A 23,747-nucleotide genomic window follows, 5' to 3' on the forward strand; every position below is an offset into this window, starting at 1 on the left:
ACTGCTCTTATGGTGCAGATATCGGAACACCGATGACGTCGCCACCACCGACGTCCCGAGTGCTGCCGAGGCCGGCCTCCGCAGGAGGCCACTGACCTCAGGCAGCGGACCAGGACTCATATACTCAACGAGACTCGCGCGGTACATCACACAGGCGTGCGGCGGAGGTCCGTCCCCAACCTCCGCCGCCTCCCTCTGGAGGGCCGCTCAGGCCAACGCCGCCAGCGCCTTGACGATGCCGGGGGCGGCGTAGAGCGACATGAACTGGACGCCGTAGGCGACGCCCAGACGGTTGAGTGATCCGCACACGACTCCTACGAGCAGGACCCCGAAGACGTTGGCCAGGCCCGCCTTCTGGTCGGCGTCGATATAGGCCAGCAGGATGACGAAGGCGACGAACAGCGCCAGCACCGCCTCGTGGGGGATCCGGCGCATGACGAAGTAGGTGATCTGCGAGGACCAGCGCACCGCGATGACGTAGGTGATCGCAACCGCGATAAGGGCCCCGAAGGACACGGTGACGATGAACCCGGGAAGGTCCAGCAGGTGGTGCAGGTTGTGCTGCTTGGTGTAGACCGAGCCCGCGTTGAACAGCGGGCCGGCGGGACCGACGGAGACCCCGGAGATCGGGACCCCGAGCGCCACCAGCGGGATGATGACGCCGGCCAGGTAGGTCGAGTGGGTCAGCGCGCTCATGACGGTCACCGCACGCTGCGCGCGGGGCACCCGGTCCTCCTTCTGGCGGGCCACGGAGGCCTCACCCAGCAGGAAGGTCAGGCCCACCGGGCTGAGAATGAACAGCGGGGTGGAGGCGGCGGCCATGGCGGAACTCCACCATCCCTCGGACCTGGTGATGAGGCGGCCCGGCCACAGCGCCTGGCGGCCGAAACCGGAGCGCAGCAGCTCGGCCTTGGTGCGGGTGCCGTGCGGCAGCTCCTCCCGGCGCTTGGCGTTGAGCAGCTCGAGGAGGGTCAGGAGCATGGGTCCCACAGTGATCCCGAGGAAGAAGGAGGTGTTGACGCTGGCCTTGTCCGGAATGATGCCCGCGCCCCGGTAGAGGGCCGGAAGCGCCTGAAACAGGAGCGCCATGGGAAGAATTGACACCAGTGAGAGGATGCGGTTCTTTCCGAGCAGGGCCAGGACCACGGCTCCGGCCGCAAGGACGATGTCGGAATGGGTCTTGATCCAGTCGGCCATGGGAAGCAGCAGACCGGCCAGGAGGAAGCTCAGGGGAATGGAGATGAGGGTTCCGATGGCCGAGCCCACCGCCATCTTCCGGATCGTGTCGGAGGCCAGGCCCTTGTTGCGCAGCACCATGGCATGATCCATGAGCGGAGCGGACATCACCCCACCGGGAAGACCCACCAGCGCCGTCGGGATGCCGTTCATGAGGTTGAGCGTGACCACGGCGGAGATGAAGAAGGCGAGGACCACGTGCGGCGGGGCTCCGGCCAGGATGATCGCCAGGGTGACGGGCGCGAGCACCCCGGTCTCATCGGTGCCGGGAATGAACCCGATGAACGTGTACAGCACCACGGCGGCCAGGATGGCGGCCACCATCATGAGAAGAAGGCTCACGGTCACTGGTCCGCCCCTTCACTCGTACCGACGCTCAGCTCGTCGACAATGGTGACCTCGCGCTTGGGACTCACCAGGACGCAGCAGGCGATAAAACCGATCGTTGAGGCCCCCAGTCCCCAGAACAGCGGCTTCCCACCGAAAGAGGAGGACAAAAGTACCGCTGCGACGACACACATCACCGATATCAGAAGACAGATGAGCAAATCTCTGGGCGAGACGAGATCGTTCCAGACCTCGATATTATTCTGACGCTCCGTGCTCTCGGAGTCGACTTCGACCGTATTGCGCACGATTGGTGATCGTAGGCGAGTTGCCTGAGGCGCTCCATATGTTGTTCACCATGACTTTGCAGGGCACCCTGTAACAAAAGAATATCGTCTTGCCTCACCGGTATTACAGGAGCACGGTGGCGAACATGCCCACCTGTCGAAAGCCGAGGGACTGGTAGAGCGCCAAGGCCGCGGCGTTGTAGTCGTTGACGTAGAGGCTCACGACGCCATCGGTCCCGACATGGTCCCGGTGCACGGCATCCACCACACCGGCCAGTGCCGCCGCCCCCACTCCTCGCCCACGCAGGTCCGGGCGCGTCCACACGCCGGTCAGCTGAGCGACGCCGCCGGAGGGGGATCGCCACAGGGCTCCAACGTCGGCCTTGAAGGCCACCGCCCGGGGCGATCCGGGCCGGATCGGGTGGCCTGCGCCGTCATCGAGAACGACGTAGCTGCGTCCCTGCTCAATGAGCCAGCTGACGTGGCGCCTGTACCCGGGACCGTCGACGGTGGGGTCGTAGTCGAGCTCGCCGACGAACATGTCCACCGAGGCCGGCAGGACCAGCTCCTCCTCGTCCGGTCGGGCCGGACGAACCGACTGCCCCACCCATGCCTGGGACGGACGACGACCCAGGTGCGCGCTCACCAGCCCGCCCCCGATGTGGGGGGCGGTGAGGACCGGCTGCCTCCAACGCTCATGGCGGGAGCGCTGCCCCTGCTCGCTCAGAGCGCCCCAGACGGCGGCGACGTCCTGAGCCGGTCCTGAGACCGAGCCGCGACGGGACAGCCGGGGCCCGGCGTGCTCGGCCAGCGCCCAGATCTCGCCGGAGTCCGCGGCGCGCAGTCCGTGCTCGGGGCGCCCGGCCAGGCCGAAGGGCATGAGCGAGCCGACCGACCACGCCGCCGCGACGGGGTGGGCCAGGCCGCCCAGGGCGACGACGTCACCGCGGCCCCAACGCGACCAGCGCTGCATCTGCTGGACCAGGCCCACGGCGCTGACCGGCTCGAGGTCGCACAGTGACATGACACCTGACACCTGGTCGGAGGGAACCGGTGTCAGACGGTCGGCGCCGCGCTGTGCGCGTCCGTGATCGCGGTGTCGCAGGAAGCTCATACCCACCGGGCTCGAGCGGGGTCTCGGCGCCCCGCCCTCACCAGTCCTCAGCCGGCGGCCGAGACCATGGGGCTGGTGCCGGCCAGGGCCTCCTCGCCGAGCTCCTCGGCCATCTCGGCGGCCATGGCCTCGGCGTGCTTGAGGAGGGTCTCGACGACCTGGTCCTCGGGGACGGTCTCGACGACCTGGCCGCGCACGAAGATCTGCCCCTTGCCGTTGCCCGAGGCGCAGCCCAGGTCAGCCTCGCGGGCCTCGCCGGGGCCGTTGACGACGCAGCCCATGACGGCCACGCGCAGCGGGGCGGTGATCTTCTTGAGCCCGGTCTCCACCTCCTCGGCCAGGGTCCACACATCCACCTGGGCGCGGCCGCAGGAGGGGCAGGAGACGATCTCGAGCTGGCGCTGACGCAGGCCCATGAACTCCAGGAGCTTGGTGCCCACCTTGACCTCCTCGACCGGAGGAGCGGACAGGGAGACGCGGATGGTGTCGCCGATGCCCTCGGCGAGCAGGGTGCCGAAGGCGGCGCAGGACTTGATGGTGCCCTGGAAGGCGGGGCCGGCCTCGGTCACGCCCAGGTGGAGGGGCCAGCGACCGGCCTCCGACAGGAGCCGGTAGGCCTGCACCATGGTGACGACGTCGTGGTGCTTGACGGAGATCTTGAAGTCGTGGAAGTCGTTCTCCTCGAACAGGCCGGCCTCCCAGGTGGCGGACTCCACGAGCGCCTCGGGGGTGGCCTTGCCGTACTTCTTGAGCAGGCGCTTGTCGAGGCTTCCGGCGTTGACGCCGATGCGCAGGGAGACACCGGCGTCGGAGGCGGCCTTGCAGATGTCGGCGACCTGGTCGTCGAACTTGCGGATGTTGCCGGGGTTGACGCGCACGGCACCACAGCCGGCCTCGATCGCGGCGAAGACGTACTTGGGGTTGAAGTGGATGTCCGCGATGACGGGGATGCGCGACTGCTTGGCGATGATCGGCAGCGCCTCGGCGTCCTTGTCGGTGGGGCAGGCCACGCGCACGATGTCGCAGCCCGAGGCCGTCAGCTCGGCGATCTGCTGGAGCGTGGCACCGATGTCGTGCGTCTTGGTGGTGGTCATGGACTGCACGGTGATGGGCGCGTCTCCACCAACGTTGAGGCTGCCGACCCTGATCTTGCGGGTTGGTCGGCGCGGCGCCAGGACCGGGGCCTGGGCGCGCATGGTGGGGATGCCAAGAGCGATCGCTTCAGTCACCCGACCAGTATGTCACCCACCCTGCCCGGCCCTGTACCGCAGGCGTGTGGCATCGCTCCCGCCGGCACCGGAGCGCCCCCGGTCATCGCTGGGTTCACAGCGGAGCCGCGATGTCGACCCATACCAGGACGAGCGCCATGAGGATGAGCAGGCCGAAGACGACCTGGCCGACAGGCAGCATCTTGGCCGTGTCCACCGGTCCCGGGTCGGGTTTTCCCTGCACCTTGGCAATCATGCGTCGGACGCCCTCCCAGCAGGCTCCGACCACGTGCCCGCCGTCCAGGGGCAGCAGCGGCAGCAGGTTGAAGGCGAACAGCGCCAGGTTGAGGCTGCCCAGCAGCACGAGCATGCTGCTGACGCGCATCGACAGGGGAACCTCCCCGCCGCCGACGGCGCCACCGCTGGTGGCCTGCCCGGCCATGCGCCCCATGCCCACCAGGCCGACGACGCCGCTGTCGGCGCTGCGCTGCTCCATGCCCAGTCCGGCCTGGACGGCGTGGTAGAGCCCGACCGGGAGGGTGACGATGGCCTTGACCGTGCCGCCGACGGCCTGTCCGATGAAGCCCGGTATCTTGGCCGGACTCTGCGGAACGGTTCCCAGGGAGGGGGCGATCCCCACGTAGGGGCGGGCCTCGGTTCGCACCGTGCCGGAGTCGTCTTTGACCGGGGCGCCCTGGGAGTCGCGGACGGTGCGCTGCACCTCGACCGGGGTGACGCTCACGGAGCGCGTCGCACCGCCGCTCTCGACGACGACCTGGGTGGGGCTGGTCCCTCCGGCCGCGATCCGGGCCTGGAGCTCCTCCCAGGTGGAGACCTGCACCCCGCCCCAGGAGACGATCCGGTCGCCGGCCTTGATACCAGCGGCGCTGGCGGGGCCGGCCGGGTCGGAGTCCTGGCAGGGGGCGTTCTCGTCAACGTTGGACGAGACGCAGGGCTCCACCTTCGACAGCGTGGTCGTGCGCCCCGGGATGCCGACGGCGCCGATGGCGATTGCCAGAAGAAGGATTCCCAGGACCAGGTTGGTGAGGATCCCCCCGGCCATGACGATGAGCTTCTTGGGGACGCTCAGGTGGTAGAAGGCGCGGTGCTCCTCGCCCGGCCGGATCTCCTCGAGGGCCTCGGCACGTGCCTCGCCCACCATGCCCAGGCTGCCGTCCTTGCGGCGCCGGTCCGGCTTTCCGGGTTTGGCCGGCGGCAGCATGCCGACGAGCTTGACGTAGCCGCCCAGCCAGATGGCCTTGACGCCGTACTCGGTCTCGCCGCGCCTGAACGACCAGAGCCTCGGGCCGAAGCCGATGAAGTACTCGGGTACCTTCACGCCGAACTTCTTGGCCGGGATCATGTGCCCGAGCTCGTGGAGGGCCACCGAGACACCGATCCCGATGATGAGGATGACAATGCCCAGAATGTAGGCCAGGGTGGTGCTCACGAGTGCGTTCCTCCGTTTCGTGCCGCGATCAGCTCGTCGGCGCGGGTGCGGGCCCAGGTCTCCACGGCCAGGACGTCGTCGAGGCTCGGGGAGGACAGCCCCTCGTGCTCGCCGACGACGGCCGCGTCGATCGCGACGATGTCCAGCCACTCGAGCCCGCCGCCCAGGAAGGCGGCGACGGCCTGCTCGTTGGCGGCGTTGAGGACGGCCGGGTGGGTGGCTGATGCGGCCACGGCGCTGCGGGCCAGGTCGACGGCGGGGAAGGCCTCGCCGTCCAATGGCTCGAAGGTCCAGCTGACCGGTTCGCGCCAGTCGTTGGGCACCACCAGGCCGGACAGGTCGGCACGCTCGGGCCAGGTCAGTCCCAGGGCGATGGGCAGGCGCATGTCGGGCGGGGAGGCCTGGGCGATGGTGGCGCCGTCGGTGAACTCGACCATGGAGTGGATGATCGACTGGGGGTGGACGACGACGTCGATCTGCTCGGGGGCCACGTCGAACAGGAGGTGGGCCTCGATGAGCTCGAGCCCCTTGTTGATGAGGGTCGAGGAGTTGATGGTCACCACTGGCCCCATGTCCCAAGTGGGGTGGTTGAGGGCGGCTGCGGCACTGATCCCGGTGAGTGTCTCCCGGCTCCTGCCGCGGAAGGGGCCACCGGAAGCGGTCAGGACCAGCCGGCGCACCTCGCTGCGCCCGCTGATGACGGGACTGGTCAGGCCCTTCTCGTGGCGGCCGCTGGCCAGGGCCTGGGCGATGGCGGAGTGCTCGGAGTCCACGGGCACCACCTGGCCGGGCCGGGTGAGTGACTGGCGGACCAGGGCGCCTCCGACGACGAGGGACTCCTTGTTGGCCAGGGCCAGGCGGGCTCCGCTGCGCAGGGCCGTCAGCGTGGGCAGCAGGCCCACGGAGCCCGTGATGCCGTTGACGACCGTGTCACCGGACCCGAGCTGTGCGGCCTCGACCGCCGTGGTGGCGGCGTCGGGGCCGGCGAGAATCGTGGTGACCGGGTCAGGGCGACCGGTCTCGGCGGCCGCAGTCGACAGGGCCTGGCGCAGGTGACCGGCGAGGTTCTCTCCCCCACCGGTGACGGCCAGGACGGGGACCTCCCAGGCGACGGCCTGGCGGGCCAGGAGCTCCAGGCGGCTTCCGCCGGCGGCCAGGGCGACCACTCGCGGAGCGGTTTGGCCCAGGCGGGTGAGGACCTCGAGGGTCTGGGTGCCGATCGACCCGGTGGATCCGAGCAGGACCAGTCGCTGGAGGGACTGAGGGGAACAGGAACGTGACGATGCGTGGCCGGTCATGGGGCGGCGGGTTTCCTCAGGGTTTACTCGACCTTCTCGGCTTACTCGGTCTGCTCGGCCTACTCGACGGACAGGAGGACCTCGACGACGCGCGCCAGGTAGCGGTCGACGCTGGGCTCCCCGTAGGCCTTGTTTCCCCGGGCGCGGCGGAAGACCGCTCCACGCACCTCGCTGGAGGTCAGGGTGGTGTCGGAGTCGAAATAGCCGGCGATGCGGTCCATGAGGGCGTCGACGTCAGTCTTGTCATACCCCTGCCCGGAGGCAGGGGCGAAGCGCTCGCCGGCCGGACGCAGGAGGCGCGGGTAGAGGGTGGTGGCGAGCTGGGTGACCTGGTCCATCCAGGCCTGACGCCCCTTCTTGGCCACGAAGGCGGCGCGACGGCGCTGGAGGAAGGCGGCCTCAAGGCGGTCGAGGGCCGCGTCGACGGCCTGCGGCTGGTAACCGCGCAGGACCACGTCGAAGGCGACGGTGCGCACGCCCTCGGAGTCCATCTCGTCGAGCTCGCCGGCGTCGTAGATCTCGTGAGCCGTCTCGAAGTAGCGGTCGACCTGCTCGGGGCGGTAGCCCGGTCGCAGGAGCGCTGACTTGGGGAACATGTCGCTCATGTCGTCTTAGCCCTCTCCTGGTTGAGTACCTCGGTCGCGAGCTGTCCGCAGGCACCGTCGATGTCGCTGCCTCGAGTGTCTCGCACTGTCGTGGTAATTCCGGCACGCCGAAGCGTGTCGACGAATATATCCTGAACCTCGTCCTCCGAGCAGGTCCAGATGGAGCCGGGGGTGGGGTTGAGCGGGATGGGGTTGACATGGGCCCATCCGGTGTCCCTGCGGTTGAGCTCCTCGGCCAGCAGCTGGGCGCGCCAGGCGTGGTCGTTCATGTCCTTGATGAGTGCGTACTCGATGGACACTCGCCGGCCTGTGGCCAGGAAGTAGTCGTGGGCGGCGTCGAGCAGCTCGCCGACCTTCCACTTGGAGTTGACGGGGATGAGCTCGTCGCGCAGCTCGTCATCGGGGGCGTGCAGGGAGACGGCCAGGGTCACCGGCAGGCCCTCACCGGCGAGTCTGCGGATGAGGGGCACCAGCCCCACCGTGGAGACGGTGACACCGCGGGCAGACAGACCGAAGCCCTCGGGGGCCGGGTCGATGAGGCGGTGGAGGGCGCCGACGACGTTCTTGTAGTTGACCATCGGCTCGCCCATGCCCATGAAGACCACGTTGGACAGGCGCGCCGGACCCCCGCTCAGGTCGCCGGCGGCCGATGCCTGGGCGGCGTGGCGCACCTGTTCGACGATCTCCGCGGTCGACAGGTTGCGGGTGAGACCCATCTGGCCGGTGGCGCAGAAGGGGCAGGCCATGCCGCAGCCGGCCTGGGAGGAGACGCACAACGTGGTGCGGTCCTTGTAGCGCATGAGGACGCTCTCGACGCGGACGCCGTCATGGAGCTCCCACAGGTGCTTGATGGTGCGGCCGCCATCGGCGCGCAGGGCGCGCACCGGGGTGATGAGCTCGGGCAGCAGATCGGCGCACAGCTGCTCGCGCTGGGAGGCGGGCAGGTCGGTCATGTCCGCGCTGTCGCGGGTGAAGTGGGTGAAGTAGTGACGTGAGAGCTGGTCGGCGCGGAAGGATGGCAGGCCCGAGTCCTTGCAGGCGGCCTTGCGACCGGCCAGGTCGAGGTCGGCCAGGTGCCGGGGGGCCTTGCCACGAGCCGCCGGCACGGCGAAGGACAGTCGCGGCTTGGCGTCAGGACTGGTAGCGCCCTCCGGCGGCTGGTCGGTGGGCATGACCTGGATCTGGCCGTCACGCGGCCGCCCGGTGATGCTGACGGGCTGCGGGCGCCGGGGGCGCTGCTGTACTCGCGAAGGACTCACGCTCGTGCTCCTCGTGTCCCGGGGCTGGGGAGGGCCGGGCTGGTCGATAGGGTTGGGCATGCCGTGCCTATTTCACCAGGAGGGTGAAGGCGTAGACAAGTGGAGCGGCCACGAGGATCGAGTCGAGCCGGTCCATGATTCCTCCGTGGCCGGGCAGGAGCGTGCCCATGTCCTTGAGCCCCAGGTCGCGCTTGAGCAGGGACTCCCCCAGGTCACCCAGGGTGGAGACGATCACGGTGCAGGTACCCAGGGCGGCGCCGGCCCACCAGGGGCCGCCGATGGCCCACACGCAGCCGGCACCGGTGGCCACTGCCGCCAGCAGGGAGCCCAAGAACCCCTCCCAGGACTTCTTGGGCGAGACCGAGGGGGCCATGGGGTGGCGGCCGAAGGTGATGCCGGCCAGCCACCCGCCGGTGTCGCTGGCCGCCGCCAGCGCGATGAGCATCATGACTTTCCCCACTCCGTGATCCTGGACCAGGAGCAGGACGGCGAAGCCGGCCAGGTAGGGCAGGTAGGTGGCGGCGAAGACCGAGGCGGCCGCGGCACTGGAGCGCGAGCGGCGGACCTCGTCATGGGCGTCGGTGCGGGGGATGTCATGACCGGCCTGCTCCAGAACGGTGCCGGTCTCCGCCTCGGCGTGGTCCATGAAGCTCCACAGGACGCAGGCGCCGGCAGTGGCCACGTAGGCCCCGAAGGCCGCCTCCGCCCCCAGCTCCCAGGCGCACACGGAGATGCCCAGGGTGCCCAGCCACAACGGCGCCAGTGGCAGGCGGATGTTCTTGCGGGCGAAGGCCGCAGCCAGCTCCCACAGAGCCCCGCACACGGCCAGCACGACGACGCCCACGAAGATGATCTTCTGAAAGGCCAGCGAGCCCAGGACCACGGCGATGAGGACGACCGCCACCCCGACGGCGGCGGGCAGGTTGCGGCCCGCCCGCCCGGTGGCGGGCAGCGGGTCGTGGTTGCGCGTGGGTCGCGGGTTCAGCAGGGTCGTCACTGGGCTCACAGAGGTCGGCGGGGCTTGGGATCTCAGGAGGGAACGGGTCCCAGGCTCGGAGGCGTCAGACTTCCAGGAGCTCGCTCTCCTTAGCGCTCAGGGCCGCGTCGATCTGCTCGACAAAGCGCTTGGTGAGGCCATCGAGCTCGTGCTCGGCGCGCTTGACGTCGTCCTCGCCGGCCTCGCCGTCCTTCTTGATGGCCTCGAGCTCCTTCTTGGCCTTGCCGCGGATGCCGCGCACCTGGACGCGGGAGTCCTCGGCACGGGAGCGGGCGAGCTTGACGTAGTCCTTGCGGCGCTCCTCGGTCAGTGCCGGCAGGGTGATGCGGATGACCGTTCCGTCGTCAGTGGGGTTGACGCCGAGGTCGGACTCGCGGATGGCGGTGACGATGTCCTTCATGGCGGAGCGGTCGAAGGGGCTGACCAGGACGGTGCGGGCCTCGGGGATCGTCAGGGAGGCGAGCTGCTGGAGCGGGGTGGGGGCGCCGTAGTAGTCCACCACGATCCCGTTGAACATCGAGGGGTTGGCACGGCCGGTGCGGATGGAGGCGAGCTCGTTCTTGGCGGCCTGGAGGGCCTTGTCCATCTTGTCCTCGGCCTCGAGCATGACGTCGTCGATCATGGTGATTCCTTTACTGGGCGGTCGGTGGGTTCATGGGTTGGTATCGGTCATCTCGAGGATGACTGTATGGGCACCGTGCGTGCTGCTCGTCCGCGCGGTGGACGGAGACGGGATCAGGGGTTTCGTCGTCGGCCCCGCCTGACTCCGCGTCAGCCGCAGCTGACGAGTGTCCCGATTCTCTCACCCAGCAGGGCGCGGGTGATGTTTCCGGGCTCCCCCATGCCGAAGACGCGCATGGCCAGTCCGTTGTCGCGGCACAGGGCGAAGGCGGAGGCGTCGACCACCTGGAGGCCGTCGGCCAGGGCTCGTTCGTAGGTGAGCTGGTCGAGGCGCTGGGCGTCGGGGTTCTTGCGGGGATCGGCGGTGTAGACGCCGTCGACGCCGTTCTTGCCCACGAGCAGCTCGTCGCAGTGGGTCTCCAGAGCCCGCTGGGCAGCGACCGTGTCGGTGGAGAAGTAGGGCAGGCCGGCTCCGGCGCCGAAAACGACGACGCGGTTCTTCTCCATGTGGCGGATGGCGCGCAGGGGGATGTAGGACTCGGCGACCTGCCCCATGGCGATGGCTGTCTGGACGCGGGCGGGGACCCCGGCCTTCTCGATGAAGTCCTGCAGGGCCAGGGCGTTCATGACGGTACCCAGCATGCCCATGTAGTCGGCGCGGGCTCGGTCCATTCCTCGCGACGAGAGCTCGGCGCCGCGGAAGAAGTTCCCTCCTCCAACGACGACGGAGACCTGGACCCCGGCACGGACGGCATCGGCGATCTGACGGGCCGCGTCGGAGACGACGTCGGGATCCAAGCCTATCGATCCGCCGCCGAAGACCTCACCGGAGAGCTTGAGCAGAACACGTCTGGGGTGCGTGCCGTGGGCGACGCGGTCGTCACGAGCCGGTTCCTGACTCATTGCGCTATGTCTCCTGGGGTCGGTGGGCAGGCTGCGCACAGCCTACCCCGTCCGCGACGGCGCTGTGCCACGATCGTGGTCGCCCGGAGGGGTCAGACACGCCATGGGACTATGCCCTGCGACATGCTCCGCGGAGTGCTCCACGGCGCAGCCCCGAACGGGTGTCGGCGAACGAGGCGGAATGAGAGGGGCGGGGGCACGAGCATGGTGCTCGTGCCCCCGCCCCGGATGTCTCCAGCCGGTCGACGACGCCGGTCACCCAACGGGCCGGCCCGGCGGCGGGTGGCTCAGGCGCCGACGCGGAAGCGGACGAAGCCGGTCAGCTCGCCGCCGGTGACCTCGACGACCTTGCCGACCGTGGTCTTGGGGTCCTTGGCGAAGGCCTGGTCGACCAGGACGTTCTCCTTGAAGAAGCCGCTGAGGCGTCCCTCGACGATCTTGGGGATGGCCTTCTCGGGCTTGCCCTCGGCGCGGGTGGTCTCCTCGGCGATGGCGCGCTCCTTGTCCACGACCTCGGCCGGGACGTCGTCGCGGGTGGCGTAGTCAGGGGAGTAGGCGGCGATGTGCATGGCGACGTCGTGGGCCACCTCGGCGGCCTTGGCGTCGGTGCCCACCAGAACGCCGACCTGGGCGGGCAGGTCGGGGTTGGTGCGGTGCAGGTAGAGCTCGATCTTGTCGGCCTCGAGGCGACCGACGCGACGCACGACGATCTTCTCGCCGATGACGGCCTGCATGCCGTCGGTGAGCTCCTTGACGGTGGAGCCGTCGACCTCGACCTCGGCCAGGGCCTCGGCGTCGGTGGCGCCGGAGGCGAGGGCGGCGGTGAGGACCTGCTCGGCGTAGTCGAGGAACTTCTGGTTCTTGGCCACGAAGTCGGTCTCGGCGTTGATCTCGACGAGGATGCCGACCTGGCCGTCGCCGGAGTCGACGACCTTGGCGGCGATGAGGCCGGCGGAGGCGGCGCGGCCCTCGCGCTTGGCGATGCCCTTGAGGCCCTTGACGCGAATGATCTCGATGGCCTTCTCGGCGTCGCCCTCGGCCTCGTCGAGGGCCTTCTTGACGTCGAGCATGCCGGCGCCGGTCTTCTCGCGCAGCGCCTTGATGTCGGCAGTGGTGTAGTTCGCCATGAATGTCTCCTGGTCAGTCAGTGACTAATAGACGTGTGAAAAAGAACGTGTGAAAGGTGTTCACAGCGCGCAGGCGCCGCGCTGTGAACGAGGAGGCGTGAATGCGATGCCTGGGCTCAGGCCTGCTCGGCGGCAGGGGCCTCGGCAGCGATCTCGACGGCCTCGGTGGCCTCAGCAGCAGCCTCGGAGGCCTCGGCTCCGGCGAGGAGCTGCGCCTCCCACTCGGGCAGCGGCTCGGCGTCGGCAGCGGCGACCTCGGCCTCCTCCCCGGTGCGGGCGCGGCCGCCGGAGCGGGCCAGCAGGCCCTCGGCGGTGGCATCGGCGACGACACGGGTGAGCAGGGTGACGGCGCGGATGGCGTCGTCGTTGCCGGGAATGCCGTAGGTGGCCTCATCCGGGTCGCAGTTGGTGTCGAGGATGGCGATGACCGGGATCCCGAGCTTCTGGGCCTCGGAGATGGCCAGGTGCTCCTTCTTGGTGTCCACGACCCACACGGCGGCGGGGAGCCTGCTCATGTCGCGGATACCGCCCAGGGTGCGCTGGAGCTTGTCCTTCTCGCGGCGCATCATGAGCAGCTCCTTCTTGGTGCGACCGGAGCCGGCCACGTCGTCGAAGTCGATCTGCTCGAGCTCCTTCATGCGGTCCAGGCGGGCGCGCACGGTGGAGAAGTTGGTGAGCATGCCGCCCAGCCAGCGCTGGTTGACGTAGGGCATGCCGACGCGCTGGGCCTGCTCGGCCACGGCGGCCTGGGCCTGCTTCTTGGTTCCGACGAACAGGATGTTGCCGCCGCGAGCGACGATCTCCTTGACGAAGTCGTAGGCGGTGTTGATGCCCTCGATGGACTGCTGGAGGTCGATGATGTAGATGCCGTTGCGCTCGGTGAGGATGAAGCGCTTCATCTTGGGGTTCCAGCGACGGGTCTGGTGCCCGAAGTGGACACCGCTATCAAGGAGCTGGCGCATGGTGACGACGGCCATGACGGTCCTTCCGTGTGTGCCGAGAGGTTGCTCGACGCACGATCATTCGGGGGACGGCTGAGCAGTGGGCCCAGGCGCGTCCCGGAGTTACTTTTCTGGGTTGTTCCCCTGTGGTTCCGCGCGCTGGATGGGCGCACACCGAGCCGGAGACCGATACAGTGATCAAAGAATGACCAAGGACCGACCGATGACCGGAGCCCGGCGACCGGCTGGTAGCCGACGCGGACGGGGCCTAGTGCCTGCGACGCACGGCCACCCGTTCACCATGACGAACCATGACGATCGGGACCGCGACCGTGTCGCCCGGAGGGACGTCCCGAGGTGCTCGGGTGCAGGCACGCGAAGTCAGCATCCCAGTCCCGTCTCCCGCTGACGCCGGAGCGATCCGCAGAATGCTGCGGGGTGAGGCTACCACAGGGCAGAGCCGCCTGCCGAGGCGAATTCGGTGACATTCGGAGTCATTCCGGTCACCACAGGACGATTCCTGAGAACGTTTTCCACAGGGCCGACGACGTCCCCGGCGACCGGGTCCGTCCGGCGCGCACCCTGATGGCATGCACCCGGGACACAAACCACAGACAGCACTGGAAGTACAGGCGGCAACAGCAGGCAGGGCGCACGGAACGCACGAAGCCGGACTGCCGGGGCACCGCCGACCCTGCCGTCCCTGCAGTGTGCCGCATGGTTCCCCACCGGGCGCCCCTCCTGCGACAAGGCCCGGCAGAGCCCGTCGCGCGGCGGCCCTGACCGCGGTCCTGCTCGCCTGCGGGGCACTCACCGCACCGTCGTCTCCCACCGGCTCCGGCACACCACGGGAGATTGGTGGTCCTGCATTTCCCGAGCTCACGACGACGTCCGGGCTGACCGGTTCTGTGACTCCACCGACCTCGCCGATCTCACTCTTCGCGGACGCCATCCTCATCACCCGGTTCATCGAGGGGACGGAACCGGGTGCGCAGGCCGGGGTGCAGCAGCCGCATGAGCTCAGGCGGCCGCGAGGACGCTATCAGTGGCCGACCGGTGCACCGGCCACCGTGGTGGAGGGCTTCGATCCGCCGGCCGTCGTATGGGGACGCGGGCACCGCGGCGTGGACCTTGCGGCCGCGGAGGGCGCGCAGATCCGCAGCGCCGCCGCGGGGACGGTCGCATTCGCCGGCATGGTGGCCGGGCGTCCGGTGGTCTCCATCGACCACGCCGACGGGATCCGCACCACCTATGAGCCTGTGGAACCGGGCGTCAGCGCGGGTGAGACGGTGGGTGCCGGGCAGGTCATCGGCACCTTGCTGCCGGGGCACCGGTCGGACGGGGTCTGCGCCCTGCACTGGGGAGCTCGCACCGGCCCCAAGACCTACATCAACCCACTGCGCCTGCTGCAACCGGCCGTCATCCGCCTCAAGCCGGTCCGGTAGAACGGTGATCAATGCTTGATCTCGCCAGCATTCCTTCCGATGATGAGAGGTCGTGGAGAGTGGTGAGCTTTCGGGCACAGCCCCTTCAAAGGCATCTTGTTGAGAGAGGTGGAGACATGAGGCCCTCCGAGTCCCTTCAGCGCTGGTTCGAGTCCTCCCTGCGGCCCAGGCTGGAGAGGATGGCCGCAAAGCGACGCCCAGACCTGCCGGCCCCGCAGGTGCTCATCATCGCCCCGGGGGTGAGGCTCTCCTTCGGTGAGGTCGACCGGCCTTTTCATACCGCGAGCGCCGGCAAGCCCTTCGTGGCGGTCGCGGCGGCACGCCTGGCCCAGCAGGGGCTGCTGTCCCTGGATGCGCCGATCGGCGAGCTCGCCCCGGGCATCGATCTGTCCGCGCTACCCGCCGCTCCCGGCGTCATTCTGTCCCGGGACCTGACCTTGAGTCACCTGCTCAGCCACCGCTCAGGACTACCCGACCCGATACAGCCTCCGCGCGGATACTCCACCGAGTGCTCGCTGGACCGCCTCATGCGCCACCCCGACCGCCGGTGGGACCTGGCCGAGGTGCTAGCGCAGTGCGCGGGGCTGCCGCCCCAGGGCCGGCCCGGTGAGCGCTTCGCCTACGGGGACGCCAACTACGCCCTGGCTCAGTGCGTGCTCCAGGAGGTCACCGGCCTGTCCGCCCACGAGGTGCTGCGCACCCAGGTGTTCCAGCCCGCGGGGATGACGCGCACGGGTCAGCCGCACTCCACGGCCACCGATGAGGAGCTGGCAGGTCTGAAGATCGCTCCGGTCCGGATCACAGGTCTGAAGATCGCTCCGGTCTGGGTCAAGGGTGCGGAGATCAGCCATGCCAGGGCGCTGTCCGCCGGGTCCGCTGACGGCGGCGCGGTGACAACCCTGGAGGACATGGTGCGGTTCCAGGAGGCCCTGCATGAGGGAGACCTGCTCGACCGGGATCTGCTGGCGCGCCTGGCCCGGCCCCGCTCCCGCCTGCGCGCGGGCCTCCACTACGGGACGGGCCTGGCCACGATCCGCTTCAGCGAGTTCATGCCCTTGATCCTGCGGGGCCTGCCCGAGCCGGTGGGAGGTCTGGGCCTGTGGGCGGTACACAGCTTCTTCTACCCGCGCCAACGCGCCCACGTCGTCATGAACCTTCACAGCACCGCACAGATGCAGCGCAGTTTCGCACTGCACATCGCGATCGCCCGCCGCCTGGCCCGCCTGTCCTGAGCCGCGCTCGCCCGCCGACCCTCGGGTCCTGCACGCCTTCGGGGGAGGTGCCCATGGGCCCAGGCCTCGCGCGCGGCGTCAGCCCACCACCGTGCCGTTGGATGGACGTGCTCGCCGTCTCAAGCGCGGGGGAAGGCCTGCTCGTAGACGCTGCGCAACCGCTCGGCCGAGACATGGGTGTAGCGCTGGGTCGTGGCCAGGGAGGAGTGTCCGAGGATCTCCTGGACGCTGCGCAGGTCCGCTCCCCCGCTCAGCACGTGGGTGGCCGCGCTGTGGCGCAGTCCGTGCGGGCCGAGGTCGGGCACCTGGGCGGCTGCGCACAGCCGGTGGACGATGTCGCGCACCGCACGTGGGTCGATGCGCCGTCCTCGCGCCCCGAGGAAGAGTGCGGCTCCGGCGTCGGAGGCACAGATCTCAGGGCGTCGCCCCAGCCAGTTCTCCAGGGCCCTGGCAGCGGGCACCCCGTAGGGGACAGTACGTTCCTTGCGGCCCTTGCCCAGGACTCGCAGGGTCCGTTGGGAGTGGTCGAGGTCGGTGACATCAAGACCGACGAGCTCGGAGACCCGTACACCGGTCGCGTAGAGCGTCTCGATGATGGCCAGGTCGCGTGCGGCCAGAGCGTTCCCGTCTGAGGCAAGGTCCGCGGCGGTCTTGAGGAGCTGTGCGGCCTGCTGGGTCGTCAGGACCCCGGGGAGTCGGTTGTCGACGCGGGGGGCGCGCAGGCGCACGGCGACGTCGGAGGCGAGCAGCCCTTCCTCGAAGGCCCAGGTGGAGAAGGTTCTCACGGAGGCGGAGCGGCGGGCCAGGGTGGCGCGGGAGCGCCCGTCAGCGGCCTGTGCGGCGAGCCAGTCGCGCAGGTCCGCCAGGTCGAGGGTGGCCAGGGCCGGCTCAACGGGCTCGGCGTCGCCCTCACCGACGCCGAGGAAACTTAAGAGATCACCCACGTCGACGAGGTAGGCCCGCACGGTGTGCTGGGAGAGGTCTCGTTGCAGCGATAGGTGACGCTGGTAGGCGGAGAGGAGGCCGGCGCGCGTCCTCGGCATAATAGTCCCCCTGACGACGGCTCTGTTGGGTCGATGGCAAGACGAATGACGATGGGTGGCGAGGCGAGCGACCACGCGGGTGAGTTAGGTGAGTTCGGAGAACTGTGCGCGGACGTCGGCGATGCGCCGCTCGTTGCGCTTGTAGTGAGTCCATTTTCCTATACGTGTGGAGGTCACCAGCTCCTCACGCTCCAGGGCGTGCATGAACGCCGAGACGGTGGACTGGGCCAGCCCGACCTTGTCGGTGATCTGCTTGATGCAGACCCCGTACTCATCCGGGTCCGCGATCCCCTGCTCGATGGGGAACTCCGCCCGAGGATTCCGGAGCCACTGCAGGATCTGGAGGCGCACCGGGTGCGCAAGAACCTTGAGGGCGTCGACCAGTCCGTTCATGTCCTCATCGTCATGCGGATGACGATGGGCGTTCGCGGACATACTGCCCCTCCCGAATCCTGCTGAGGTGCGCCAGAGCATACCACCCGCACTGATGTCGATACCTGAGGCACCGTTGCACCCTCAGAGAGGCATCCTGCAGGGAACGCAGACGACATCAGCTCCGCGATCCGGCACCGGAGGCGCGTTACGAGCCGAGGACGAGCCTGGCCCAATAGATGGTGACGATGAGGATCACCACGCCAAGGAGCTGGGAGGGCGTCAGAGTCTCGGCGAAGAGGATGTAGGCGTAGGCGGCCGCTGCCACAGGCTGGAGCAGCGCGAACAGCGACCCGAGCTGCAGCGACATGAAGTGCATAGCGTGCGCCATGAGGGTCTGCCCGAGTATCTGAGAGGTGAGCGCCAGGGCGGCGAGCAGCAGCCATCCCGTCACGGAATGCGGAAGCAGGTTCTCTCCACGCAGCATCGCCACCGCAAGACACACCGCAGCGCACCAGAGACTGAGTACCGCCATGATGCGCAGCGCCGGGTACCGCTTTCGCAGCCCCTGGGCGACAACGAGAAATCCCGTGTAGAAGAATGCCGTGGCCAGGGCCATCGCGTTTCCAAGCAGATGGCGCGGGTCTGTGTGAACGCCGACCGGGGTCAGGAGCAGTAGTCCCCCGATCGCCAGGATCGCCGGAAGAACGAGCCTGACGTCGGGAGCATCCCTGAAGAGCACCCACCCGTAGATCGCCGCGGCGAAGGGAACAAGATTCGCCAGGAGATTGGACTCAGCCAGCGTGGTGTAGAAGAACGACACGTTCCACAGGCACAGGTCGATCGCCAAGAGAGCTCCGCCCAGCGCGATGGTGACTTGGTCGCGAAAAGGCATGCGTTCCTGCCGCTGGGCTCCGCGCCGGAGCCCGACACCGGCGTCGAGCAGGAACAGCATGGGGGCGGCGATCAGGGACCGGAAGCCGCCGGTGGCGATCGGCCCCACCTCGCTGAGCCGGACGAACACTCCCCCGAGCGCCAAGCATCCCACCGCGAGCACTGCGCACGCGATCGCTCCCCCTCCCGCCCGACCACCGACAGCACGGCGCAGATGCTGCATCATCATGTCTCCCTCCTCTTGCCTCCCATTGCTGCTGACACCGCCCGGCCTCAGGCGGCCGACGCCCGTATCCAGCCCGGCGGCATACCTCATCACCAGCACCACAACTTACATATCGACAATATGCGATACATCGATTCATGGGACGCTAGCAGGATGGGAGCCGGTCGTCAATAGGGATCAAGCCCTTTCTACCGCTCGGATGGCCATGGCATTCTGACAGGGAGGATGTCGCCGCCCTTCGCGACCGTTCCCAGGCATCTCGGACCATCTGACATTGACATCTGAAGGAGTGACGACGATGAGTGAAGAGCCTCTGCTTCTCGACTTCGTTGGTGAACTGTTTCGGATCGTGCCCGGAGCCCCCTTCCAGATCGGCAGAGAGGGCGATCTCGTCCTTGATGAGGACAACCTCTTCCTCCATCGACGCTTCCTCATCATCGAGCACGACGCCGAGCTGTGGTGGGTGGCCAACATCGGTTCCCGGATCGGCGCCACGCTTACCGAGCGCTCCGGCACCTCCCGTTCATGGGTGGCTCCGGGCTCCCGGGTACCGCTGGTCTTCCCGGACATGGCGATCGTCTTCACGGCGGGCTCCACCACCTACGAGATCATCCTGCAGGTGCCCTTCCCCGGCTACGAGGTCTCCCAGACCAGAGAGGTGCCTCCGGGCTCCGGCCAGACCACCGTGGGCATCGTGAATCTGACCCGAAACCAGCATCTGGTGACCCTGGCCCTGGCGGAGCCCTGGCTGCGTCGCACCGGCAGCGGGCCAGTCGACCTGCCCCGTAACGCCGACGCCGCAGCCCGCCTGGGCTGGAAACTCACCCGCTTCAATCGCGCGCTGGACAACATCTGCGACAAGCTCGACCGCATCGGCGTCAGAGGTATGCGGGGCGGTCCGCGTATGCACGCCTCCTACCGACGCACCGCCCTGGTCGACTACGCACTGACGGCTCGACTGGTCACGATCGAGGACCTGCCACTGCTGGATGAGGAGGCCCAGCACTCCCGGCAGGAGCTTGCGCTGTCAGCAGCCACCGTGGTCTGACCCCGGAGAGCTCACCGCCCAGGCGAGCCCCGCCCGGGGCGTTACGACGTCTGGCTACCGGTGGCGTCGTCGCCAGCCGGCGGCGGTGCGCTCCGCCCTGCCCAGCAGCTCCAGGATCCCCAGGGCCGCCACTGCCTCCTTCTGGGACAGGCCCGAGGAGCGGACGATGGCCTCGGTGGTCGCGGAGGCTCTGGCCGGCATGGCGTCCAGGACGGCGGCACTGTCCGGTTCCAGCCCGTCCAGGAGACCGTCTCCCGCCAGCTCGGGGTTCTGCTCCTTGACGGCGTCGGCGTCGACGGCGCCCAGGGGCGTGAGGAGCTCAAGGGCGTCGTCGGCGTCAGTGATGCAGACCGCGCCCTTGCGCAGGAGCCGGTGACAGCCGACCGAGGACATGGAGGTCACCGGTCCGGGGACGGCACCCACCTGTCTGCCCAGATCGAGGGCTCGGTGGGCGGTGGACAGGGCTCCTGAGCGCCAGGCCGCCTCGACCACGATCGTCGCCCCGGATATGGCCGCGATGACACGGTTGCGGGAGACGAACCGGTAGCGGCCGGGCTGGCAGCCCGGTGGGACCTCAGCGACCAGCGCCCCGTTGGAGATGACCGCCTCCAGCACCCCGGTGTTGCCGACCGGGTAGAGACGGTCCACTCCCCCGGCGGAGACGGACACGGTGGGGCCTTCGCGCAGTGCTCCGCGATGCGCGCAGGCGTCGATGCCGAAGGCTCCGCCGGAGACGATGAGGCCGCCCTTCGCCGTCACCCCCGAGGCCAAGGAGGTCGCTATTTCCTCCCCGTACCGGGTGGAGGCCCTGGCCCCTACCAGCGCCAGGCACAGCCCGTTGGCCGGCCCTGCAGGCATTCGCTGCTCACGCACGGGCAGGTGATGGGCTCTGGTGATCATCTCGCTGAGACCGGACTCGCCGGCGGCGTCGCCGCCCCGATTGGAGTTGTGCCCACCGGTCTCGGGGACGGCTCCACCGTTGCTGCAGCTCGCTGCCGCCCGGTCCTTGGCACTGACCAACAGCGACGGGTCGCCGCGCACCCACAGGCAGAAGGGCGGGTGCTCGAGCTCGTCGAGTCCCGGCGGCCACCAGATGTCTCCGGGGAGGACGAGGCTCCCACCGAGGCGGTCGAGCACGTCCAGCTCGCGACGGATGTCGAGTCCCTCCAGGCGCGGCGCCCATCGCGCAGCGACCTGCGCCCAGTGGACGCTGAGCCCACCGGTGCTGGAGACGCCCGGTGGAGGCTGCGGCACGGGCGGGCGCGGGGCGCTGCGCACACGCCCCGAGGAGTCGATGGCCTCCTCCAGCAGCCACCTCAAGGCGGCGCTCGGTCCAAGCCGATCCACCAGCATCGTGGCCGCAGCACTGGCCGGCTCCGCCAGGCGCGACCAGGTGGCGCGGACCAGCGCCGGGTCATCGATGTCGTAGGGCAGGGTGGGACTCATGATCGTGCTCCTGAGGTTCTCAGGGCCAGTGCGGTCCCGATGTGGGTGAGGGTGAGGGCCTCGGCGCCCTCGAGGTCGGCCAGGGTCCACGCCACCCTGAGCACCCGGTCCACCCCGCGCAGGGAGAGGTCCCCACGTTCCAGGGCACTCATGAGCCGGCGGCTGAGCGGCGCGCTCAGTCCGCCGTCGGGGCCTCTGAGGTAGGAGCCGGGCACCTCGGCATTGAGCCGCCACGGCGTGCCGGCCAGCCGGTGCTTCGCGGCGCGTCTGGCTCGCAGGACCCGCTGCGCCACCACGGCGCTGGGCTCGCTGCGCGCCGGGTGGGCAAGGTCGGAGGCACTGACGGGGGCCAACTCGACCTGGATGTCCACCCGGTCCAGCAGCGGCCCGGACAGGCGCGAGAAGTACCGCCGTCGTTGCAGGGAGGTGCACGTGCACTCCAGGCCACGGCCGCCGGCCTTGCCGCAGGGGCAGGGGTTGGCGGCCAGGACGAGCTGGAAGGCGGCCGGGTAGCTGGCGCGACCGCCCACCCGGTCGATGGTGACCGTCCCGGACTCCAGGGGCTGACGCAGGCAGTCCAGGACACCGGCACTGAACTCGGGGGCCTCGTCGAGGAACAGCACGCCCCGGTGAGCCAGGGACACGTCCCCGGGGCGCGGCAGGCCGGATCCGCCTCCGACGACGGCGGCCCGGGTGGCGGTGTGGTGCGGTGCGCGCAGCGGTGGCCGGGTGATGAGCCCGTGGGCCGGGTTGAAGGTGCCGGCCAGGGAGTGGATCGAGGTGACGGTGACGGCGTCGGGCTGCTCCAGGGGAGGCAGGATCGAGGGCAGACGCTCGGCGAGCATGGTCTTTCCCGTCCCCGGCGGCCCCACCATGATGAGGTGATGTCCCCCGGCCGCGGCGACCTCGAGGGCCTGCCTGGCCTCGGCCTGTCCGACGACGTCGGCCAGGTCCGGCGGATCGCCGCCCTCAACGCGGGCCGGGCCGGTGTCGTCGGCCTGGGCGATCTGCTCCACCGCAGCGGCGACGGCGGGGCTCAGGCGTCCTCCGTAGCGGTCCACGAGCTGGCCGATATGGCCGATGGCGGTGACCTGGGCACCGGGGACGAGCTCAGCCTCGGCGCACGCCTCCCGGGCGACGACGATCTCCTCAACCCCGGCGGCGACCGCGGCCTGGACGCTGGGCAGGACGCCGCGCACCGAGTGGACCGAGCCGTCCAGCCCGAGCTCGCCGATGTACACGGTGCGCCCCAGGAGACCGGCCGCGGACCGTCCGAGCTGACCGCGAGCGCCCAGGACGGCCAGCGCGAGCGCCAGGTCCAGTCCGGTGCCGGTCTTGCGCAGGTCCGCCGGGGAGAGATTGACGGTCAGGCGCTGCTCTCCCCAGGTGACGCCGCAGGTGCTCAAAGCGGCCCGGACGCGCTCACGCGACTCGCGCACGGCGGCGTCGGGCAGGCCGACGAGGGTGAATCCGGGCAGGCCCTGGGTGGCGTGGGCCTCGACGTCGACGATGTGTCCGGCCAGCCCAGTCAGGGTGACCGCGAGCGTGCGCGCTAGCCCCATGACGTCCCCACCGCCCGGTGGTGGCGCAGCAGCGCGGGGCGTTCCTCGCGCAGGAGGATGGAGACGACGTCGAGGCGCAGGCCGGCGTGCGGGCCCTCGTGGGTGCTGATCCAGGCGGCCGCCAGGGCGCGCAGCCGGGCCAGCTTGCGGGCGTCGACGGCGGCGGCCGGTGGCCCCTGGCGCAGGGAGCTGCGGGTCTTGACCTCGACGATGACCAGTGCTGGTCGTCTGCGTCGCTTCCCGCCGTCACCGGGGGCGCTGCCGGGCTCCGGCTCCTGACCGCCGGGGGCGGGGTCGAGGGCGATGATGTCGAGCTCCCCGCGCAGACCGTGGTCCGGACGCCAGTTGCGCTCCAGGATCTGCCAACCGATGTCCTCCAGGTAGGCAGCGGCCAGGTCCTCCCCGTAGCGCCCGGTGCGAAGGCGGGACTGGTGGGCTACGGCGGCCCCTGGACTGCGCAGGCTCCCGGAGGGTCCGGTGAGCCCAGCCTCACCGGACCAGGGCGGATTCACCGCGCTCCCTGTTGCAACCTGTTCGACCATGCCGATCACCTCCGCCACCAGCCTGAGGCAGAATCACCTGATCCGCGCCACGGCCCGATCAGCCCTGTGGAGGGCACTGGCAGGAGACGACCTGTGGCTCCCGGGCAACCGCGCCGCTCCGGGACAGGAGCCTGCAGAAGGTGAGAGGCCCAGCCTGAGGAGATCGCTCTGGAGGCTCTAGGAGGAGGGGATGTCCATCTCGAGCTTGGTGAGCTCCTCGACGTTGACGTCCTTGAAGGTGACGACGTGGACGGACTTCACGAACCGGGAGGCGCGGTAGATGTCCCACACCCAGGCGTCCTCGAGGGTGAGTTCGAAGAACACCTCCCCTCCGTTGGTGCGCACCTGGACGTCGACGGCATTGGCCAGGTAGAACCGTCGCTCGGTCTCCACCACGTAGGAGAACAGGGAGGCGACGTCGCGGTACTCCCGGTACAGCGAGAGCTCCAGCTCGTTCTCATAGGACTCGAGGTCTTCTGCGCTCACCGGGCCATCATGCCTGCCCGCGGCGCCCAGGCCCAGCAGGTTGCGGGGGCGAGTCGGGGCCTGCCCGGGTCGGTACCG

At 69.4% G+C, this 23,747-nt stretch carries 23 protein-coding genes; 3 read left to right on the forward strand and 20 right to left on the reverse strand.

Annotated features, from left to right (window positions below; genetic code table 11):
• Positions 1 to 207: 207 nt before the first annotated feature.
• The 13 genes from BQ8008_RS06400 to rpsB form a co-directional block, all read right to left on the reverse strand.
• Positions 208 to 1,584, reverse strand: a complete 1,377-nt coding sequence (locus tag BQ8008_RS06400; RefSeq protein WP_108833287.1) for a tripartite tricarboxylate transporter permease — start codon at positions 1,582 to 1,584, stop codon at positions 208 to 210.
• Positions 1,581 to 1,871 carry a hypothetical protein gene (locus BQ8008_RS06405; protein WP_108833288.1) on the reverse strand — a complete coding sequence of 97 codons (291 nt, stop codon included), beginning with the start codon at positions 1,869 to 1,871 and terminating at the stop codon, positions 1,581 to 1,583. The genes BQ8008_RS06400 and BQ8008_RS06405 overlap by 4 nt, the downstream gene beginning before the upstream one ends.
• Before the next feature lie 103 nt (positions 1,872 to 1,974).
• Positions 1,975 to 2,964, reverse strand: coding sequence for a GNAT family N-acetyltransferase (locus BQ8008_RS06410; protein WP_108833289.1), 990 nt, complete (start codon positions 2,962 to 2,964; stop codon positions 1,975 to 1,977).
• A 47-nt stretch (positions 2,965 to 3,011) separates the two neighbouring features.
• Positions 3,012 to 4,193, reverse strand: coding sequence for a flavodoxin-dependent (E)-4-hydroxy-3-methylbut-2-enyl-diphosphate synthase (gene ispG / locus BQ8008_RS06415; RefSeq protein ID WP_108833290.1), 1,182 nt, complete (start codon positions 4,191 to 4,193; stop codon positions 3,012 to 3,014).
• Positions 4,194 to 4,287: 94 nt separating this feature from the next.
• Complete coding sequence (locus BQ8008_RS06420) at positions 4,288 to 5,622, reverse strand: M50 family metallopeptidase (RefSeq protein WP_108833291.1); 1,335 nt, start codon at positions 5,620 to 5,622, stop codon at positions 4,288 to 4,290.
• Positions 5,619 to 6,920 carry a 1-deoxy-D-xylulose-5-phosphate reductoisomerase gene (dxr, locus tag BQ8008_RS06425; RefSeq protein WP_108833292.1) on the reverse strand — a complete coding sequence of 434 codons (1,302 nt, stop codon included), beginning with the start codon at positions 6,918 to 6,920 and terminating at the stop codon, positions 5,619 to 5,621. Before dxr ends, BQ8008_RS06420 begins: the two co-directional genes overlap by 4 nt.
• 59 nt (positions 6,921 to 6,979) lie before the next feature.
• Positions 6,980 to 7,525, reverse strand: a complete 546-nt coding sequence (locus BQ8008_RS06430; RefSeq protein ID WP_075418578.1) for a DivIVA domain-containing protein — start codon at positions 7,523 to 7,525, stop codon at positions 6,980 to 6,982.
• Positions 7,522 to 8,784, reverse strand: a complete 1,263-nt coding sequence (rlmN, locus tag BQ8008_RS06435; RefSeq protein ID WP_108833293.1) for a 23S rRNA (adenine(2503)-C(2))-methyltransferase RlmN — start codon at positions 8,782 to 8,784, stop codon at positions 7,522 to 7,524. Before rlmN ends, BQ8008_RS06430 begins: the two co-directional genes overlap by 4 nt.
• Before the next feature lie 67 nt (positions 8,785 to 8,851).
• Positions 8,852 to 9,781, reverse strand: a complete 930-nt coding sequence (locus tag BQ8008_RS06440) for a phosphatidate cytidylyltransferase (protein WP_108833294.1) — start codon at positions 9,779 to 9,781, stop codon at positions 8,852 to 8,854.
• Positions 9,782 to 9,845: 64 nt separating this feature from the next.
• Positions 9,846 to 10,403 carry a ribosome recycling factor gene (gene frr, locus BQ8008_RS06445; RefSeq protein WP_108833295.1) on the reverse strand — a complete coding sequence of 186 codons (558 nt, stop codon included), beginning with the start codon at positions 10,401 to 10,403 and terminating at the stop codon, positions 9,846 to 9,848.
• A 149-nt stretch (positions 10,404 to 10,552) separates the two neighbouring features.
• On the reverse strand, positions 10,553 to 11,305 hold the full coding sequence (pyrH, locus tag BQ8008_RS06450; RefSeq protein ID WP_108833296.1) for a UMP kinase: 753 nt from the start codon (positions 11,303 to 11,305) through the stop codon (positions 10,553 to 10,555).
• 287 nt (positions 11,306 to 11,592) lie between these two features.
• The gene (gene tsf / locus BQ8008_RS06455) at positions 11,593 to 12,432 is read right to left on the reverse strand and encodes a translation elongation factor Ts (RefSeq protein WP_108833297.1); all 840 of its coding nucleotides are present in this window, start codon (positions 12,430 to 12,432) and stop codon (positions 11,593 to 11,595) included.
• 116 nt (positions 12,433 to 12,548) lie between these two features.
• Entirely contained in the window at positions 12,549 to 13,409 is an 861-nt protein-coding gene (rpsB, locus tag BQ8008_RS06460; protein ID WP_108833298.1) for a 30S ribosomal protein S2, read from the reverse strand.
• Positions 13,410 to 14,281: 872 nt separating this feature from the next.
• On the opposite strand from rpsB, the gene BQ8008_RS06465 reads away from it, so the two are divergent.
• Together BQ8008_RS06465 and BQ8008_RS06470 are read left to right on the forward strand one after the other, a co-directional pair.
• On the forward strand, positions 14,282 to 14,818 hold the full coding sequence (locus tag BQ8008_RS06465) for a M23 family metallopeptidase (RefSeq protein ID WP_234415262.1): 537 nt from the start codon (positions 14,282 to 14,284) through the stop codon (positions 14,816 to 14,818).
• Between the two features lie 116 nt (positions 14,819 to 14,934).
• Positions 14,935 to 16,050 (forward strand): serine hydrolase domain-containing protein, encoded by a 1,116-nt coding sequence (locus BQ8008_RS06470; protein WP_108833299.1) that lies wholly within the window; start codon positions 14,935 to 14,937, stop codon positions 16,048 to 16,050.
• 119 nt (positions 16,051 to 16,169) lie between these two features.
• Here BQ8008_RS06470 and BQ8008_RS06475 read toward each other — a convergent pair whose 3' ends face one another.
• From BQ8008_RS06475 to BQ8008_RS06485, 3 genes are all read right to left on the reverse strand, one after another.
• A complete protein-coding gene (locus BQ8008_RS06475) occupies positions 16,170 to 17,093 on the reverse strand; it encodes a tyrosine recombinase XerC (RefSeq protein ID WP_108833300.1) in 924 nt (307 codons plus the stop codon).
• Positions 17,094 to 17,177: 84 nt separating this feature from the next.
• Entirely contained in the window at positions 17,178 to 17,486 is a 309-nt protein-coding gene (locus BQ8008_RS06480; protein WP_234415263.1) for an ArsR/SmtB family transcription factor, read from the reverse strand.
• A 187-nt stretch (positions 17,487 to 17,673) separates the two neighbouring features.
• Positions 17,674 to 18,588 carry a DMT family transporter gene (locus BQ8008_RS06485; protein ID WP_234415264.1) on the reverse strand — a complete coding sequence of 305 codons (915 nt, stop codon included), beginning with the start codon at positions 18,586 to 18,588 and terminating at the stop codon, positions 17,674 to 17,676.
• 295 nt (positions 18,589 to 18,883) lie between these two features.
• Between BQ8008_RS06485 and BQ8008_RS06490 the strand changes: the two genes are divergently transcribed.
• Positions 18,884 to 19,633 (forward strand): hypothetical protein, encoded by a 750-nt coding sequence (locus BQ8008_RS06490; RefSeq protein WP_108833302.1) that lies wholly within the window; start codon positions 18,884 to 18,886, stop codon positions 19,631 to 19,633.
• A 54-nt stretch (positions 19,634 to 19,687) separates the two neighbouring features.
• On the opposite strand, the gene BQ8008_RS06495 is transcribed toward BQ8008_RS06490, so the two are convergent.
• From BQ8008_RS06495 to BQ8008_RS06510, 4 genes are all read right to left on the reverse strand, one after another.
• On the reverse strand, positions 19,688 to 21,079 hold the full coding sequence (locus BQ8008_RS06495; RefSeq protein ID WP_108833303.1) for a DNA-processing protein DprA: 1,392 nt from the start codon (positions 21,077 to 21,079) through the stop codon (positions 19,688 to 19,690).
• On the reverse strand, positions 21,076 to 22,641 hold the full coding sequence (locus tag BQ8008_RS06500) for a YifB family Mg chelatase-like AAA ATPase (protein WP_108833304.1): 1,566 nt from the start codon (positions 22,639 to 22,641) through the stop codon (positions 21,076 to 21,078). The genes BQ8008_RS06495 and BQ8008_RS06500 overlap by 4 nt, the downstream gene beginning before the upstream one ends.
• Complete coding sequence (locus BQ8008_RS06505; RefSeq protein ID WP_234415265.1) at positions 22,632 to 23,153, reverse strand: YraN family protein; 522 nt, start codon at positions 23,151 to 23,153, stop codon at positions 22,632 to 22,634. Before BQ8008_RS06505 ends, BQ8008_RS06500 begins: the two co-directional genes overlap by 10 nt.
• A gap of 207 nt (positions 23,154 to 23,360) precedes the next feature.
• Complete coding sequence (locus tag BQ8008_RS06510) at positions 23,361 to 23,669, reverse strand: DUF2469 domain-containing protein (RefSeq protein WP_009232177.1); 309 nt, start codon at positions 23,667 to 23,669, stop codon at positions 23,361 to 23,363.
• Positions 23,670 to 23,747: the final 78 nt, after the last annotated feature.

This window comes from Actinomyces sp. Marseille-P3109 (assembly GCF_900323545.1).
Lineage (GTDB): Bacteria > Actinomycetota > Actinomycetes > Actinomycetales > Actinomycetaceae > Actinomyces.